The 15401-nt window shown below is 62.9% G+C and carries 16 protein-coding genes, 1 tRNA gene and 1 riboswitch; of the genes, 4 read left to right on the top strand and 13 right to left on the bottom strand.

The window, feature by feature from the left end; translation table 11 throughout:
* The first annotated feature begins 22 nt into the window (after window positions 1-22).
* A complete protein-coding gene (locus BHD07_RS04475) occupies window positions 23-835 on the top strand; it encodes a sterol desaturase family protein (RefSeq protein ID WP_338277985.1) in 813 nt (270 codons plus the stop codon).
* A 24-nt stretch (window positions 836-859) separates the two neighbouring features.
* Here BHD07_RS04475 and BHD07_RS04470 read toward each other — a convergent pair whose 3' ends face one another.
* The 3 genes from BHD07_RS04470 to BHD07_RS04460 all read right to left on the bottom strand — a co-directional run bounded on the left by BHD07_RS04470 (window position 860) and on the right by BHD07_RS04460 (window position 2944).
* Window positions 860-1645, bottom strand: coding sequence for a transporter substrate-binding domain-containing protein (locus BHD07_RS04470; protein WP_338279315.1), 786 nt, complete (start codon window positions 1643-1645; stop codon window positions 860-862).
* 77 nt (window positions 1646-1722) lie between these two features.
* Window positions 1723-1797, bottom strand: a tRNA-Gly gene (locus BHD07_RS04465).
* A gap of 49 nt (window positions 1798-1846) precedes the next feature.
* A complete protein-coding gene (locus tag BHD07_RS04460) occupies window positions 1847-2944 on the bottom strand; it encodes a 2'-deoxycytidine 5'-triphosphate deaminase (RefSeq protein WP_018094113.1) in 1098 nt (365 codons plus the stop codon).
* Between the two features lie 75 nt (window positions 2945-3019).
* A riboswitch (SAM riboswitch) is annotated at window positions 3020-3098 on the top strand.
* A 43-nt stretch (window positions 3099-3141) separates the two neighbouring features.
* Here BHD07_RS04460 and BHD07_RS04455 point away from each other — a divergent pair.
* Entirely contained in the window at window positions 3142-4326 is a 1185-nt protein-coding gene (locus BHD07_RS04455) for an O-succinylhomoserine sulfhydrylase (RefSeq protein ID WP_338277982.1), read from the top strand.
* Between the two features lie 39 nt (window positions 4327-4365).
* Here the strand turns inward: BHD07_RS04455 and BHD07_RS04450 are convergent, their stop codons facing one another.
* Entirely contained in the window at window positions 4366-4977 is a 612-nt protein-coding gene (locus BHD07_RS04450) for a CDP-alcohol phosphatidyltransferase family protein (RefSeq protein ID WP_338277980.1), read from the bottom strand.
* Between the two features lie 110 nt (window positions 4978-5087).
* Between BHD07_RS04450 and apaG the strand changes: the two genes are divergently transcribed.
* A complete protein-coding gene (gene apaG / locus BHD07_RS04445) occupies window positions 5088-5480 on the top strand; it encodes a Co2+/Mg2+ efflux protein ApaG (protein ID WP_018094110.1) in 393 nt (130 codons plus the stop codon).
* A 27-nt stretch (window positions 5481-5507) separates the two neighbouring features.
* On the opposite strand, the gene BHD07_RS04440 is transcribed toward apaG, so the two are convergent.
* From BHD07_RS04440 to BHD07_RS04425, 4 genes are all read right to left on the bottom strand, one after another.
* Window positions 5508-6500, bottom strand: a complete 993-nt coding sequence (locus tag BHD07_RS04440; protein WP_100669678.1) for an Hsp33 family molecular chaperone — start codon at window positions 6498-6500, stop codon at window positions 5508-5510.
* On the bottom strand, window positions 6497-6712 hold the full coding sequence (locus BHD07_RS04435; RefSeq protein WP_100669680.1) for a hypothetical protein: 216 nt from the start codon (window positions 6710-6712) through the stop codon (window positions 6497-6499). Before BHD07_RS04435 ends, BHD07_RS04440 begins: the two co-directional genes overlap by 4 nt.
* A 144-nt stretch (window positions 6713-6856) precedes the next feature.
* A complete protein-coding gene (argF, locus tag BHD07_RS04430; RefSeq protein WP_018094107.1) occupies window positions 6857-7768 on the bottom strand; it encodes an ornithine carbamoyltransferase in 912 nt (303 codons plus the stop codon).
* A 74-nt stretch (window positions 7769-7842) separates the two neighbouring features.
* On the bottom strand, window positions 7843-9042 hold the full coding sequence (locus BHD07_RS04425; RefSeq protein ID WP_100669681.1) for an aspartate aminotransferase family protein: 1200 nt from the start codon (window positions 9040-9042) through the stop codon (window positions 7843-7845).
* A 412-nt stretch (window positions 9043-9454) separates the two neighbouring features.
* Between BHD07_RS04425 and BHD07_RS04420 the strand changes: the two genes are divergently transcribed.
* Entirely contained in the window at window positions 9455-9976 is a 522-nt protein-coding gene (locus BHD07_RS04420) for a GcrA family cell cycle regulator (protein WP_018094105.1), read from the top strand.
* Between the two features lie 106 nt (window positions 9977-10082).
* Here the strand turns inward: BHD07_RS04420 and phoB are convergent, their stop codons facing one another.
* The 5 genes from phoB to pstC all read right to left on the bottom strand — a co-directional run bounded on the left by phoB (window position 10083) and on the right by pstC (window position 15311).
* Window positions 10083-10766, bottom strand: a complete 684-nt coding sequence (gene phoB / locus BHD07_RS04415) for a phosphate regulon transcriptional regulator PhoB (protein ID WP_003530178.1) — start codon at window positions 10764-10766, stop codon at window positions 10083-10085.
* Between the two features lie 110 nt (window positions 10767-10876).
* Window positions 10877-11590 (bottom strand): phosphate signaling complex protein PhoU, encoded by a 714-nt coding sequence (phoU, locus tag BHD07_RS04410; protein ID WP_003530180.1) that lies wholly within the window; start codon window positions 11588-11590, stop codon window positions 10877-10879.
* Between the two features lie 88 nt (window positions 11591-11678).
* Window positions 11679-12494 (bottom strand): phosphate ABC transporter ATP-binding protein PstB, encoded by an 816-nt coding sequence (gene pstB / locus BHD07_RS04405; RefSeq protein ID WP_100669683.1) that lies wholly within the window; start codon window positions 12492-12494, stop codon window positions 11679-11681.
* A gap of 13 nt (window positions 12495-12507) precedes the next feature.
* Window positions 12508-13830: a phosphate ABC transporter permease PstA gene (gene pstA, locus BHD07_RS04400; protein WP_338277959.1), complete on the bottom strand. Its 1323-nt coding sequence runs from the start codon at window positions 13828-13830 to the stop codon at window positions 12508-12510.
* On the bottom strand, window positions 13827-15311 hold the full coding sequence (gene pstC / locus BHD07_RS04395) for a phosphate ABC transporter permease subunit PstC (RefSeq protein ID WP_338277957.1): 1485 nt from the start codon (window positions 15309-15311) through the stop codon (window positions 13827-13829). The genes pstA and pstC overlap by 4 nt, the downstream gene beginning before the upstream one ends.
* Between the last annotated feature and the right edge of the window lie 90 nt (window positions 15312-15401).

Below are 15401 nucleotides of genomic sequence, written 5' to 3'. Positions count from 1 at the left end.
TCGATGCAACAGGGATCGATGCATGCTCTATTTCGGTCTGGCCGAACCGGTCTGGCGGCTCGCGGCCTTTGCCGCCGCCTTCGCCGCGCTGACAGTGCTCGAGCTTATTCATCCGCGGCTGGAGAGGCCGGAGCTGATGCGGGCACTGAAGGCACGCCGCTGGGTCACCAACCTGTCTATTCTCGTCCTATCCTCCCTCCTGCTTCGCGTCGCCTTTCCCGCTGCCGCTACCGGCGTTGCCATCTGGGCTCAGGGGCGCGGCTACGGCGTGCTCCCGGCTCTTGGCGTGACGCCGCCGCTTGCCGGCCTGATCGCCTTCATCACGCTGGACTTCGCCATCTGGTTTGAGCACGTCGTGTTTCACAAGATCCCTGTCCTGTGGCGCATCCACCGCGTCCACCATGCCGATCCCGGTGTCGACGTCACCACGGCCCTTCGCTTTCATCCCCTCGAAATTCTGCTGTCGATGATCTGGAAGAGCGCGGTTATCATCCTGCTCGGCGCGCCCGCACTCGCCGTTCTCCTGTTCGAAATCGTGCTCAATGCCGGGGCGATGTTCAATCACGCCAATTTGCGGCTGCCGAAAGGCGCCGACAGGCTGTTGCGCCAGGTCATCGTCACGCCCGACATGCACCGCATCCACCATTCCGTGGAAAAGCGGGAGACCGATTCAAACTACGGCTTCAATCTTTCGGTCTGGGATCGGTTGTTCTCGACCTACGTCGCCCATCCATCGCGCGGAGACGATGCGATCGAGACCGGGCTGAAGGCCTACGGGCGCGTTGCACCCGTGAAGCTCCTGTGGTCGCTGATACTCCCGTTCCGGCGTCGCTAGGGCATAGCCGCGAGTGGAGCCGCCTCAATAAATCCCGTTCGGGAAATAGCGAAGATAGATCTCCTCAAGCCTGCCGCTGCGTGAGAGTGCCAGCAAAGCGTGGTCGATCGCCTGGGTCAGCGCCGGCTCGGCCTTGCGGTTCATGATCGTCAGTCCCTCGCCCAGGAAGCGTTGGGAAAAATAGGAGCCCTCCAGCATGGCGCAGCATCCCCCGGCGAGGTTGCCGGAGACCCAGAAGGACAATTGCATGCCGTCGGAGAACGCGGCCGCGACGGTGCCTCCGCGAAGCGCGGAGAGCAGTGCGTCCCGGTCCGGAAAGCCCTTGGCTTCGAGCTTCGGGAAGAATGCCTTGAGCATTGCCTCATGGGTGGTGTCGGAGACGACGCCGACGGGCTTTCCGGCGAGATCGGCAGGACCGGTGATCGCGCCGGCGGCCTTGGTGTTGACGACGAAGCGGGCGGGAAGTTGCATGAAGGCGCGGGAAAAGGCGAAACTCTGCCTCAGCTCCGAAGTCACGGCAATGCCGGCGGCAATCGCTTCCCCTTGCCCCTGTTCGAGGGCCGGCATGAGCTCCGGATAGGTCACTGCCTGGATCTGGCACTTGGCTTCGATCTCCAGCTCACGGCATATCTCGCGGGCGAGGTCGACATGGAAGCCCGACAGCTTGCCCGACTGGTCGATGAAGTTGAAGGGCGGGAAGTCGACGGTGGTCAGGAAACGAAGCCTGGCAAGGCCGCTGAGGTCCGGCTTGGCAATCCGTTCGCGGGCATCGAACAGCCGGGGCAGTTCCTTCGGCTGTGCCAAAGCCAAACCCGGGGCGAAAACGGCCGACAGTATCAATACCCAGAGAATCCGCAGCGCTATGGCGCCTCTATGAAAGGAGGAATTGGAGCGGGTGATCGGGATCGAACCGACGACATCAAGCTTGGGAAGCTGGCGTTCTACCACTGAACTACACCCGCGACAGAACCGGAAATTTCCTCAACAGCCGCGATCTGTCAAGCACAATGCTCACTCGGCGCGAAAATGCTTGGAGAGCTTGAGCCCCTGCGCCTGATAATTGGAGCCGAGATCGAGGCCGTAAAGTCCCTCCGGACGTTCCAGCATGTGCTCGTAGACGAGACGGCCGACGATCTGCCCGTGCTCCAGAATGAACGGTACCTCGTGGCTGCGCACCTCGAGCACCGCCCGGCTGCCGCTGCCGCCGGCCGACGCATGGCCGAAGCCGGGATCGAAAAAGCCGGCATAATGGACGCGGAACTCGCCCACGAGCGGGTCGAAGGGTGTCATTTCGGCGGCATAGCGCGGCGGCACATGGACGGCTTCGCGGGACACGAGGATGTAGAACTCGTCCGGGTCGAGCACGAGATCGTCGCGGCCGCGGCTGTAGAGCGGCTCCCAGAAGTCGAAAACGGCATGCTGGGCTTTCTTGTCGACATCGACCACCGATGTATGATGCTTGCCGCGGTAGCCGATCAGGCCGTCCGGTCCGGTGCCCTTGAGATCGATGGAAAGGGCAATGCCGCCGCCGGAAACGTTCGGCCGGTCACTGGCGACGAGCACGTCGCTTTCGTGCAGAGCCAGCAGTTCCTGCTCGGAAAGAACCGAGTGGCCTATGCGGAAGCGTATCTGCGAAAGCCGCGAACCGCGCCTGACGACGATCGGAAAGGTTCGCGGGCTGATTTCGAGATAGAGCGGTCCGCTATAGCCCGCCGGGATCTTGTCGAACTCCTGCGCCCTGTCGGTAATCACGCGTGTGAAGATATCCAGGCGGCCGGTCGAGCTCTTCGGATTGGCGGAGGCCGACATGTCTGCCGGCAACGACAGGCTTTCCATCAGCGGCACGATGTAGACGCAGCCGGTCTCAAGCACCGCGCCTTCGCTCAGATCGACGACATGCAGCTTGAGCCGGTCGAGCTTGTCGGCGACCAGATGAGAAGGGCCGGGCATGAAGCTCGCCCGGACGCGGAACGCCTTGGATCCAAGGCGAAGATCGAGGCTGGCCGGCTGGATCTGGTCATCATCCAGCGCCTTCTCGCTCTTCAGTCGTCCCGAGGCATACAGCGCAGCAATTGCGCGGTCGGCCAAAATCCCTGTGTCGCGCCCCATTCCGATCCTCATTTACAGTTGCCAGACAAAACCAAACTCCGGGAATTGACGCAAGCGCGGCCAGGCAGTATTGGAGCTTTATCCCGTGGTGATTTGGCCGGTCGGCTTGCAGCCACGTTAAACAAGTAGCTAAAAAGGCCGGGTGTCAAACCGGTCGTTTCGCGGCCGGTTTTTTTGTTTTTGAAAGTGACGTTCTCATGAGCAAGAATTGGCGGCCGGCAACCCAACTCGTCCACGGCGGAACGCTCCGCTCCCAGTACGGCGAGACATCCGAAGCGATCTTTCTGACGCAAGGCTTCGTCTACGACAGCTCCGAAGCGGCGGAGGCCCGGTTCAAGGGCGAGACCGACGGCTTCATCTATGCGCGCTACGGCAGTCCGACCAACGACATGTTCGAGAAGCGCATGTGCATGCTCGAAGGGGCGGAAGAAGCGCGCGCCACCGCCTCCGGCATGGCGGCGGTTTCCGCGGCAATCCTGTGCCAGGTGAAGGCGGGCGACCACATCGTCGCGGCCCGGGCGCTCTTCGGTTCCTGCCGCTGGGTCGTGGAAACGCTGGCGCCGAAATACGGCGTCGAGTGCACCCTGGTCGACGGTCGCGATCTCAAGAACTGGGAAGACGCGGTGCGTCCGAACACCAAGGTCTTCTTTCTCGAAAGCCCGACCAACCCGACGCTCGAAGTGATCGACATCGCCGGCGTCGCCAAGCTCGCCGATCAGATCGGCGCCAAGGTGGTGGTCGACAACGTCTTCGCGACCCCGCTGTTCCAGAAACCGCTGGAGCTTGGCGCCCATGTCGTCGTCTATTCCGCGACGAAACACATCGACGGCCAGGGGCGCTGCCTCGGCGGCGTGGTGCTCTCCGACAAGCAGTGGATCGACGAGAACCTGCACGACTATTTCCGTCACACCGGCCCGGCCATGTCGCCCTTCAACGCCTGGACGCTGCTGAAGGGGATCGAGACTCTGCCGCTCCGCGTCAAGCAGCAGACCGAAAGCGCCCGCCGCATCGCCGATTTCCTCGCGGAGCAGCCGCAGGTCGCCCGCGTCATCTATCCGGGCCGCAAGGATCACCCGCAGGCCGACATCATTGCGAAGCAGATGAGCGGCGGCTCGACGCTGGTCGCCTTCGAGCTCAAGGGTGGCAAGGAAGCAGCTTTCGCCCTGCAGAACGCGCTTGAAATCATCCGGATCTCCAACAATCTCGGCGATTCCAAGAGCCTGATCACCCATCCGGCGACGACCACCCACAAGAACCTCACCGACGAAGCCCGCGCCGAACTCGGCATTTCCGCCGGAACGGTGCGCTTCTCGGCCGGGATCGAGGACAGCGAAGACCTCATCGAGGATTTCGCAAGGGCGCTGAAGGGCGTAAACGCCTGACCGACACCATGACGAAGCCCGCGTCAGCGGGCTTTGTCGTCAGTCTTGCCGAAACGTCAGTCTTGCGAGAACGATCCGCGACAGCGCGGTATAGAGGCAGACGAGCGCGAAGACGGTTGCGAACAAGGGGAACCACCCGGGCAACAGGCACGACAGCAGAAAAAGGACGATCGTCTCCGTCGCCTCTGCGAGCCCCGTCGTGAAGTAGAGCGACTTCGCACCACGCACCTCGGTCGTCAGGCCGCGCTTCTCGGCCATCACGGCATAGGCGAGGAAGCTCGCGCCGTTGACATAGAAGGCGAAGAGCAGAAATCCGCCGGCGAGACCGTTTGCAGCCGGATCTGCGATGATGAAACCGAGTGGGACGGCCCCGTAAAAGGTGAAATCGAGAACGATGTCGAGAAAGCCGCCGAAATCCGTTTTCCGGCTCGCGCGGGCGACGGCTCCGTCGAGGCCGTCGCAGAGCCGGCTCACAAGGATCAGAGCGGCGGCGGGCAGGTAAGCGCCGAGACCGATGAGCAGGGCTGCCGCAAGGCCAAGGCAAAGGCCGAGGATGGTGACGGCATCGGCGCTGACCCCGCGGCCGGCCAGTGCGGCGCCGAACCTGTCCAGAACCGGATCGAGCCGCCTGCGAAGCACGCCGTCAAGCATTGCCGCTGCCTCCTGGGAAATTTGATACCACTCGCACAATCTCGCCGTTATTCTTGACGAAACCATATTGCTGTAGAATACGCGTACGGATTTGAAACAGGGTGTTGCACATGTACCGCGCGCTGACACGCGACATCGAAGTGACGGTCGAGCCGTACTACCTGGAAGAACAGTCGGATCCCGACGACAGCCGCTATGTCTGGGGCTATCGCATCATCATAGCGAACCATTCCGGGCGCGCGGTCCGGCTGATGACCCGCTACTGGCACATCACCGACGAGAACGGTCAGGTGGACGAGGTGAGCGGCCCCGGCGTGATCGGCGAGCAGCCGCTGCTCAACCCCGGCGATACCTACGAATACTCCTCCGGCTGCCCGCTGGATACGCCCTCCGGCGTGATGTTCGGCCATTACAGCATGGAGGCGGAAGGCGGGGAGACTTTCGATGTCGCCATTCCCGCCTTCTCGCTCGATTCACCGGGCCTCGTCCGCACGCTTAATTGATCCAGCGCGCAATTCAACGCGGCTGCCCTATTGCGGGCGGACTTCGCTCGCCTCGAAGCGGTAGGTCGTCGAGCAGAACTCGCAGGTCACCTTGACCAGGCCGTCCTCGACGCTGGCTTCGATATCCTCGTTGCCGAGCCCCACCAGAACGTCCTTGATCTTCTCGCGCGAGCAGCTGCAGCGATCGTAGACCGCCTGCGGCTCATAGACGCGCACGCCGCGCTCATGGAACAGACGGTACAGCAATCGCTCGGTACCGACCGTCGGATCGGTGAGTTCATCGGTGTCGATCGTCTCGACCATCACCTTGGCTTCCGCCCAGAGGTCGTCCTCGTCGAAGAAATCCTCGTGGCCTTCGTCACCGTCGCCGCCCGGCAGATCCGCCTGGCGCATCCTATCCGGCGCGTCGGGCAGGAACTGCGCGACCATGCCGCCGGCGCGCCAGCGGTGCCGCGGCTTGCCGTTCTCGTCCTTGTCGAGAAGCTCGGCAACGGCGAGGCGCACCCTGGTCGGTATCTGCTCCGACTGGCGGAAATAGGCACCGGCGATGTCCTCGAGCGTCGCCCCGTCAAGCGCGACGATGCCTTGGTAGCGCTGCGTGTGCGCACCCTGGTCGATCGTGAAGGCGAGGACGCCGTTGCCCAACAATTCATGAGGCTGGACGCGCCCGCTCTTTTCGGCGTCGGCAAGCGCCTCCTCATCATAGCGCGCATAGGCGCGGACGCGGTCCGGCGTCGAGAAGTCCGCAACCACAAGATCGACCGGTCCATCGCCCTGTGTCTGAACGATCAGCTTGCCTTCGAATTTCAGAGACGTGCCGAGCAGGACCGTCAACACCACTGTTTCGGCGACAAGCCGCGCGACAGGAAGCGGGTAACCGTGCCGCTCGAGAATGGCATCGAGCATCGGACCAAGCTGGACGGCGCGGCCGCGCACGTCGAGTCCCTCGACCTGAAAGGGCACGACGTGATCGTCACCGGCAAAATCGAACTCGCCAAGTCCCGGCGCTGTTTCTGTCATCGCTTGCTCCTTGCCTCGACCATGGTCACGCGGATCGATTCAATCCGGGATGTGGCCATGACCCATTCCAAAAACTGCATGCGGGATGCGGATGGAAACCGCTCGTTTCTTTTGATTTCCGACACGGCTTGCATCGAGTGCACCGGCGCGCACCGGTACAACCGCCCGCCATTCCATTTGATCCCGTCATGGACGAATTTCTCCGCCGGCATTTGCTCTGCCTTAAAGAACCCCGCAGGGCGCCAAGCGCAGGATAGCCGGCGTGGGGCGACTGGCCGATTTGATGATCGGAAGGCCCCGCTCACCGCTCTAAATCGTGTTGCACCGTCCAGATTTCAAGAGAACGCCTTCAGCCGTCACACCGCGCCCATGCACCAGGCGAGGATCGATTTCTGTGCGTGCAGCCGGTTCTCGGCTTCGTCGAAGACCACCGACTGCGGGCCGTCGATGACCTCATCGGTCACTTCCTCGCCGCGGTGCGCCGGCAGGCAATGCATGAACAGCGCGTCCGGCGCTGCATGTTTCATCAGTGCGCCGTTGACCTGGTAGGGCTGGAAGACGTTGTGACCGCGGGCGCGATGTTCCTGGTTCATCGAGATCCAGGTGTCGGTGACGACGCAGTGTGCGCCGGCAACCGCCTGCTCCGCCTCGTGGCTGAGGAGGATCTCGGCCCCGTTGTTGCGCGCCCAGTTCAGGAACTTGTCATGCGGTTCGGAGCCGAGCGGCACGGCCATGTTCATGCGGTAGCCGAAGCGCGCCGAGCCTTCGATCAGCGAGTGAAGCACGTTGTTGCCGTCGCCGGTCCAGGCGATCGTCTTGCCCTTGACCGGTCCCCGGTGCTCCTCGAAAGTCATGATATCGGCCATGATCTGGCACGGGTGCGTATCGTCGGTGAGCCCGTTGATGACCGGCACGGTCGCATGCTCCGCCATTTCCAGAAGCCGGCGGTGATCGGTCGTGCGGATCATGATCGCGTCGACATAGCGCGACAGGACCTTCGCCGTATCGCCGATCGTCTCCGCCCGGCCGAGCTGCATTTCCGTACCCGATAGAAACAGCGTCTCGCCGCCGAGCTGGCGCATGCCGACATCGAAGGAAACACGCGTGCGGGTGGACGGCTTCTCGAAGATCATCGCGAGCATCTTGCCGGCAAGCGGCTTTTCGGCAGTGCCTGCCTTGGTCGCCGACTTGCGGACGCGGGCATCGTCGATGATGGTCCTGAGGTCGGTGGCCGTCATGGCCGAGAGATCGAGGAAGTGTCTGGTCATACTGCCTTGTTTCCTGTCGTAGAATCCGTTTGTCGGCCCCGCCCGGGCCGGATCGATCCGAAACGTCGGGGCATTCAAGCCGCGGCGTTGCCGCTCTTGCCACTCACCGCCTCCGCGGCGCGTTCGAGCCGTGCCAGTCCTTCGCGCGCCTCCGCGGGGGTGGTGATCAGCGGCGGCAAGAGGCGCAGCACATTTTCGCCGGCCGGGACGACGAGCAGCTTCTCGGCGCGGATCGCCTTCAAAAGGTCCGCGGAGGGCACCTTGGCCTTGATGCCGAGCATCAGCCCGTCGCCGCGGATTTCCTCGATCACGTCCGGAAAACGATCCTTCAGCGAAGCGAGCCCCTGACGGAAGACGAGAGCAACCTCGCGCACCTGATCGAGGAAGCCTTCGGCGAGAACGACGTCGAGCACGGCATTTCCGACCGCCATTGCGAGCGGGTTGCCGCCATAGGTCGACCCGTGCGTGCCCGCCACCATGCCGGCGGCCGCCGCTTCCGTCGCAAGGCACGCGCCGAGCGGGAAGCCGCCGCCGATGCCCTTGGCTACGGCCATGATATCCGGTTTGATGCCAGCCCATTCATGGGCGAAGAGCTTGCCGGTCCGGCCGACACCGGACTGGACCTCGTCGAGGATCAGAAGCAGGCCGAACTCGTCGCAAAGTTCGCGCAGCCCCTGCATGAATTCCTTCGATGCCGGCCGAATGCCGCCCTCGCCCTGGATCGGCTCGACGAGGATCGCCGCGGTTTCTTCATTGATCGCGTTCTTGACCGCCGCGATATCGCCGAAGGGGACCTGATAGAAGCCCGGCGCCTTCGGCCCGAAGCCCTCGATGTATTTCTGCTGTCCGCCGGCGGCGATCGTTGCGAGCGTGCGGCCGTGGAAAGCACCTTCGAAGGTGATGACGTGGAACTTCTCGACGTGCCCCTTGGCGAAGTGATAGCGCCGCGCCGTCTTGATCGCACATTCGAGCGCTTCCGCACCGGAATTGGTGAAGAACACCCGATCGGCGAAGGTCACCTGGGTCAGCCTCCGGGCAAGGCTTTCCTGCCCCGAAATCTCGTAGAGATTGGACAGATGCCAGACCTTGTCGGCCTGCGCCTTCAGCGCCTCGACGAGATGAGGATGGGCATGGCCGAGCGAGTTCACCGCGACACCGGCAGCGAAATCGAGATAGCGCGTGCCGTCTTCGGCGATCAGCCAAACGCCTTCACCTCGCTCGAAACGCAACGGCGCGCGCAGATAGGTGTCGTAAAGCGGCGTGGTTGCGGCCATGTCGAGCTCTCCTTCATTCCGGCGGCGGCACGGACCATTCGGCCCGATAAAAATCAAAAATGCCGCCTTGCGGCGGCGACAGGCACTATTCCCATTTCGCACCGCGATGTCAACAAAACCAAGGTTTGCAGGCGCTTTGCGGATGCCGATTCCGAAGCGCGAAAAAATCGCACTCTGGGACTTGCAAAAATGCAACGCTCCAACAGCAAGTTGGGGAAAACCGCGAAATCGATTCGGCGCGATTCCGGCGACTCTTGCCACGGAGTCACCCTGCCGGTAGGTTAACATTCAATTACTAGACGCATGCGGCGGACCTAGTCACCAAAAGTATTATCGCGTTGAATCTTCGGGTTTTTCCCGGAGAGCGGTGACGGATTCCGCCATCCCAACGCCGAGAACGGGGAGTGCAGAGATGAACTGGACTGACGAGCGGGTCGAGAAACTGAAGAAGCTGTGGTCGGAGGGCCTGAGCGCCAGCCAGATCGCGGCGCAGTTGGGCGGCGTCAGCCGCAACGCGGTCATCGGAAAGGTTCATCGGCTGAGCCTGCCCGGGCGCGCCAAGGCCGGCGGAAGCACGACCGCTGCAGCCCGGCCCAAACGGGCGACGTCTGCCCCGCGCGCACCGAACTATGCTGCGCGTTCCGTAACCCGCACCGTGACCCGCACGGCCGGTGCGACCGCGCTCAAGGAGGAGCTCGCAGTCGACCTGGAAATGGACCAGGAGCTGCAGATCGACAGGAACATCGTCCTGCCGATGTCGCGGCGGCTGGAGCTCACGGAGCTTACCGAACGCACCTGCAAGTGGCCGATCGGCGACCCGCTCAAGGAAGAGTTCCACTTCTGCGGCAACGACTCCCCGGAAGCCTCTCCCTATTGCACCTTCCATGCCCGGCTGGCCTACCAGCCCTCTGCCGAGCGCCGGCGCATGCGCTGAGGCGCCTTGCTCATCCCGCTCTGGATGCATGACGAAAATCGGGGCCGGAAAGGCCCCTTTTTCTTTGCCGTGCCGCAAGCCGGCACGGCGGCAGCGACCTTCGGCCTCAGCTCTCCAGCGAATAGCCAGCGCCGCGCACCGTCCGGATGACGTCCGGCATGTTGGAAAAGTTCAGTGCCTTGCGCAGCCGCCCGACATGAACGTCCACGGTCCGTTCGTCGACATAGATGTCGTGTCCCCAGACGCCGTCCAGGAGCTGTGAACGGGAGAAGACGCGCCCCGGTGAGGACATTAGAAATTCCAGCAGCCGGAACTCCGTCGGGCCGAGGCGCACTTCGCGACTGCGTCGGTGGACGCGGTGCGTCTCCCGGTCGAGCTCGATATCGCCGCAGCGCAGGAGCGTCGACAGAACCTCGGGCTTGGCGCGCCTGAGCATCGCCTTGACCCTCGCCATCAGTTCCGGCGTCGAGAAGGGCTTGACGACGTAATCGTCGGCGCCGGTGGCAAGGCCCCGCACGCGCTCGCTTTCCTCGCCGCGCGCGGTCAGCATGATGATCGGCAGACGCTCCGTTTCCGGCCGCTGGCGCAGCCTGCGGCAGAGCTCGATACCGGAAACCCCGGGCAGCATCCAATCGAGGATGAGAAGGTCGGGCAGGCGCTCCTGCAGGCGGATCTCCGCCTCGTCGCCGCGAAGGATCGTATCGACCTCGAAGCCTTCCGCCTCGAGATTGTAGCGCAGGAGAACGCTCAGGGCTTCCTCGTCTTCGACTACGGCAATCTTCGGCAACATTCAGTAGGACTCCTTCCTACGCACGACAGCCGTCATGCCGCCGCGCACGGTGGTAGGCCGCGCCGAGGCGGCCGGAACAATTCTGCATAGGCACCGGATGCCGGGCGATCTCAGTCCGTCACGGAACCCAATGTCGACGTCATGTCGTCCTTCGGCCGTTCGCCCTGCGGCTGGGCGCCTGTCGCCATATAGTAGATCGTTTCGGCGATATTGGTCGCGTGATCGCCGATACGCTCGATGTTCTTGGCGCAGAAAAGAAGATGCGTGCACGGCGTGATGTTGCGCGGATCTTCCATCATATAGGTCAGCAGTTCCCGGAACAGAGACGTGTAGATCGCATCGATCTCTTCATCGCGTTCGCGTATGCTGTTCGCCTTTTCCGGCGAACGGGACGCGTAGACGTCCAGGACTTCCTTCAACTGAACGAGCGCGAGCTCGGCCAGGTGTTCGAGGCCGCGCGCAAGCTTGCGCGGTATGCCTGAACCGGCAACGGCAATCACCCGCTTTGCGGTGTTCTTGCCGAGGTCGCCCACGCGCTCCAGGTCCGCGGCGATGCGGATCGAACCCATGATCTCCCGAAGATCCGAGGCCATGGGCTGGCGTTTGGCAATGGTGACGATCGCCTTTTCGCCGATCTGCCGTTCCGCGTCGTCCAGAATAGTGTCGTCGGAGATCACCTTCTGGGCCAGGGCGAGATCGGAATTGACGAGCGCACGGACGGAGTCCGCGACCATCTGCTCGGCGAGACCGCCCATCTCGGAGATGCGGCGCGTGAGATACTTCAACTCTTCGTCGAAGGCGGACATGATGTGTGCGTGAGACATATTCGTTTCCTCGGGGGACGCGCTGTTCTGAATGGGCCTCGTTCGGTCTTAACCGGGAGGGACGGAAAAGAGCCGCCCCTCTCGGCCATCAGCCGAAGCGGCCCATGATGTAGTCCTGGGTGCGCTGATCGTCCGGGTTGGTAAACATTTTGTCGGTATCGTTCTCCTCGACGAGATTGCCGAGATGGAACATGGCCGTGCGCTGCGACACGCGCGCCGCCTGCTGCATCGAGTGGGTGACGATCACGATCGTGAAATTCGCCCGCAATTCGTGGATGAGTTCCTCGACTTTCGCCGTCGCGATGGGGTCAAGCGCCGAGCAGGGCTCGTCCATCAGAATGACTTCCGGGCTGACGGCAACGGCGCGGGCGATGCAGAGGCGCTGCTGCTGGCCGCCGGAAAGCCCGGTGCCCGGCTCCTGCAGCCGATCCTTCACCTCGTTCCAGAGCCCGGCCTTCTGAAGGCTCGTTTCCACGACCTCGTCGAGCTCGGTCTTGGTGCGTGCCAGGCCATGGATGCGCGGGCCGTAGGAGACATTGTCGTAGATCGACTTCGGGAACGGATTGGGTTTCTGGAACACCATGCCCACGCGGGCACGCAATTCCACCACGTCGATCGACGGATCGTAGATATCGTCCTCGTCGAGCGTGATCTTGCCCGTGACGCGGCAGTTCTCGATCGTGTCGTTCATGCGGTTCAAAGTGCGCAGAAACGTCGATTTTCCGCAACCGGACGGACCGATCAGCGCCGTGACCGTGTTCTCGCGGATATTGAGGTTGACGTCGAAGAGCGCACGCTTTTCGCCGTAATAGACCGACACATCGTTGCCGATCATCTTGTAAGGCACCGTATTCATTTTCTGCTCAAGAGCCTTTTCGACTGCAGCTTCCGACATGATGTTCATAGTCCTTACCCCACTACCAGCGACGCTCAAAGCGACGCCGCAAGAGAATTGCGCCGAGATTCATGAAGATGAGAAAGATCAGGAGAATGATGATCGCTCCGGACGTACGCTCGACGAAGGCACGTTCTGCCTCGTTCGCCCACATGTAGATCTGCACCGGCAGCGCCGTGGATGGCTCCAGCGGCGACCCCGGAAAGTCGACCACGAAGGCGACCATGCCGATCAGAAGCAGCGGCGCCGTTTCGCCCAGCGCATGGGCGAGGCCGATGATCGTGCCGGTCAGGATGCCGGGCATGGCAAGCGGCAGCACGTGATGGAAGATGGTCTGCATCTTCGATGCGCCGAGGCCGAGTGCGGCGGAACGGATCGACGGCGGCACTGCCTTCAGGGCCGCCCGGGTCGCGATGATGATGGTCGGTAGCGTCATCAGCGTCAGCACGAAGGCGCCGACGAGTGCTGCCGAGCGCGGCATGCCCGCGAAGTTGATGAAGACGGCAAGCCCGAGGAGGCCGTAGACGATGGACGGTACGGCCGCCAGGTTGTTGATGTTCACCTCGATCAGGTCCGTCAGCCGGTTTTTCGGCGCGAACTCCTCGAGATAGATGGAGGCGGCGACGCCGATCGGCAGCGACAGCACGAGCACGATAAGCATCATGTAGAGCGAGCCGAGAAGGGCGACGCCGACACCCGCCGCTTCAGGCCGGCTGGATGCGCCGAAGGTGAAGATGCCGGTGTTGAAGCTCTTCTTGAGCACGCCGGCCTCGGCAAGCTGGTTCATCCACGCGACCTGCGCATCCTTCACCTTGCGTTTGGCTTCGTCGACCGACAGGTCGATCTGGCCCTTGAAGGCGGAGTCGATGTTCGCCTCGGCAAGCAGCGTGACGGGAACCGTCCTGCCGATCACCGACGGATCGGCGACGACGATGTCACGCAGTTGCGTCCGGGCGCTGGCGGAGACCATATCGGTCGCCTGCTTCACCAGCGGCCGCTTCGACGGATCGAGGCCGAGCTGCTTGACCAGAGCCTCCCGCACGAGCAGCGGATAGTTGGCGGTATAGAGCCGCTTCGGATCGGTCGCCCGTTCGTTCTTCGGATCGATCACCTTCTCGGAAAACTCGATCGGCAACGTGATCGTCGTCTGCTGGAAGGCGGTATAGCCCTTCGAAACGACGCTCCAGAGGAGAACCGCGAGGAAGAACAGACCAATGGCGATGGCGCTGATTCCGAAGGCACGGAAGCGGCGCTCCGCGGCATAGCGGCGCTTGATGCCGATATCGCGTCGGCTTGCGGCAGGTCGGGTGGAGACCCTTACCGTCGGGGAGGCAAATTCGGTCATTCGTACTGTTCCCGATATTTGCGCACGATGTAGAGCGCGTAGATGTTGAGGCCGAGCGTGATGACGAAGAGCGTGATGCCGAGCGCAAAGGCGACCAGCGTCTGCGGCGAGGTGAACTCGAGGTCGCCAGTCAGCTGATTCACGATCTTGACCGTCACCGTGGTCATCGGCTCGAGGGGGTTCAATTGCATGCGCGCCGCGACGCCGGCAGCGAGCACGACGATCATCGTCTCGCCCACCGCGCGCGAGGCCGTCAAAAGCAGCGCCCCGACGATGCCGGGAAGTGCTGCAGGCAGGATCACCTTCTTCACCGTTTCCGAGCGCGTCGCACCGAGGCCGAGCGAACCGTCACGCAGCGCCCGCGGCACCTGGGTGATGATGTCGTCGGACAACGACGAAACGAACGGGATGAGCATGATGCCCATGACGATGCCGGCGGTGATGACGCTCTGGGCCTGAATGAAGTTCTGGTAGTTGCCGGTGACGAGACCGTTCAGTTGCGCGGAGATGTCGCGCAGGAAAGGCCCGACGGTGACAAGCGCGAAGAAGCCGTAGACGATCGTCGGGATGCCGGCGAGCACCTCCAGAAGAGGCTTGGCTGTGGAACGCAGCCGCGGGCTCGCATACTCGGCCATGTAGATGGCGGCGAAAAGCCCTATCGGCACCGCGAAAAGCATCGCCACGAAGGCGATATACAGGGTGCCGGCAAGGAGCGGCAGCAGGCCGAACTGGCCGGAGGCGCCGCCGCTTCCGGCCGCAGCGAAGCGCGGATCCCAGACCGTGCCGAAGAAGAACTCGAAGGGCGAGACCATGGTGAAGAAGCGGCCCGCCTCCGAGAGCATCGAGGCGACGATGCCGACCGTCGTCAGAATGGCTATGGAAGAGGCGAAGATGAGCGAGCCGAGCATGACGCGCTCCACCCGATTGCGGGCACGGAAACGGACGTCGATATTGCGGATGGCGTAGAGCCCGCCGGCAACGGAAACGAGCAGCACGACGGCGCTCATCAGCCAACGGCTATATTGCCGCATCGCATTGAACTGCTGGGCGGACTGGATCATGTAAGGCTCGCCCTCGCCGGCAAGCGCCACGCCCTTGGCGGCCAGGGCTTCCCGCATGTTGGTCGAACCGTTCTCGATTGCAGCGACCTCGCCCGCATTCAGGCGTTCGAAGCCCGCGGCCACGGACTTGACCTGACCGAGCGCGAGCTGAACGGTGGCTGCCCCCTGATTCTGGACCGGTTCCGGAAGAGACGAGCGAACGGAGTAATCGACATAGATCGGAGCTGCGACGAGCCATATCGCAAGCAGAAGAAGAGCCGGCAGCATCGCCCAGATAGCGACGTAGCTGCCGTGATATCCGGGCAGCGAATGCAGGCTGGCGAGCTTGCCTCCGGACCGGGCGAACGAGCGCGCACGGCCGGCAAGAAACGCAATGAAACCGATCAAAGCGATGATCAGGAGAAGGAGCGAAGTACTCATCGGCACGTCTCCGCGACAGGCTTGTCGTAAGCCCCGACAAATTCGGAAGAATGCGGCTCCGGCGCTGAGAAGCGCCGGAGCCTGTCATGA

Origin of the sequence: Sinorhizobium sp. KGO-5 (assembly GCF_036245905.1) — a bacterium.
Taxonomy (GTDB): Bacteria; Pseudomonadota; Alphaproteobacteria; order Rhizobiales; family Rhizobiaceae; genus Sinorhizobium; species Sinorhizobium meliloti_A.
Note: the sequence above shows the minus strand (reverse complement) of the source record. Positions and strands in the feature narration are given on the sequence as shown.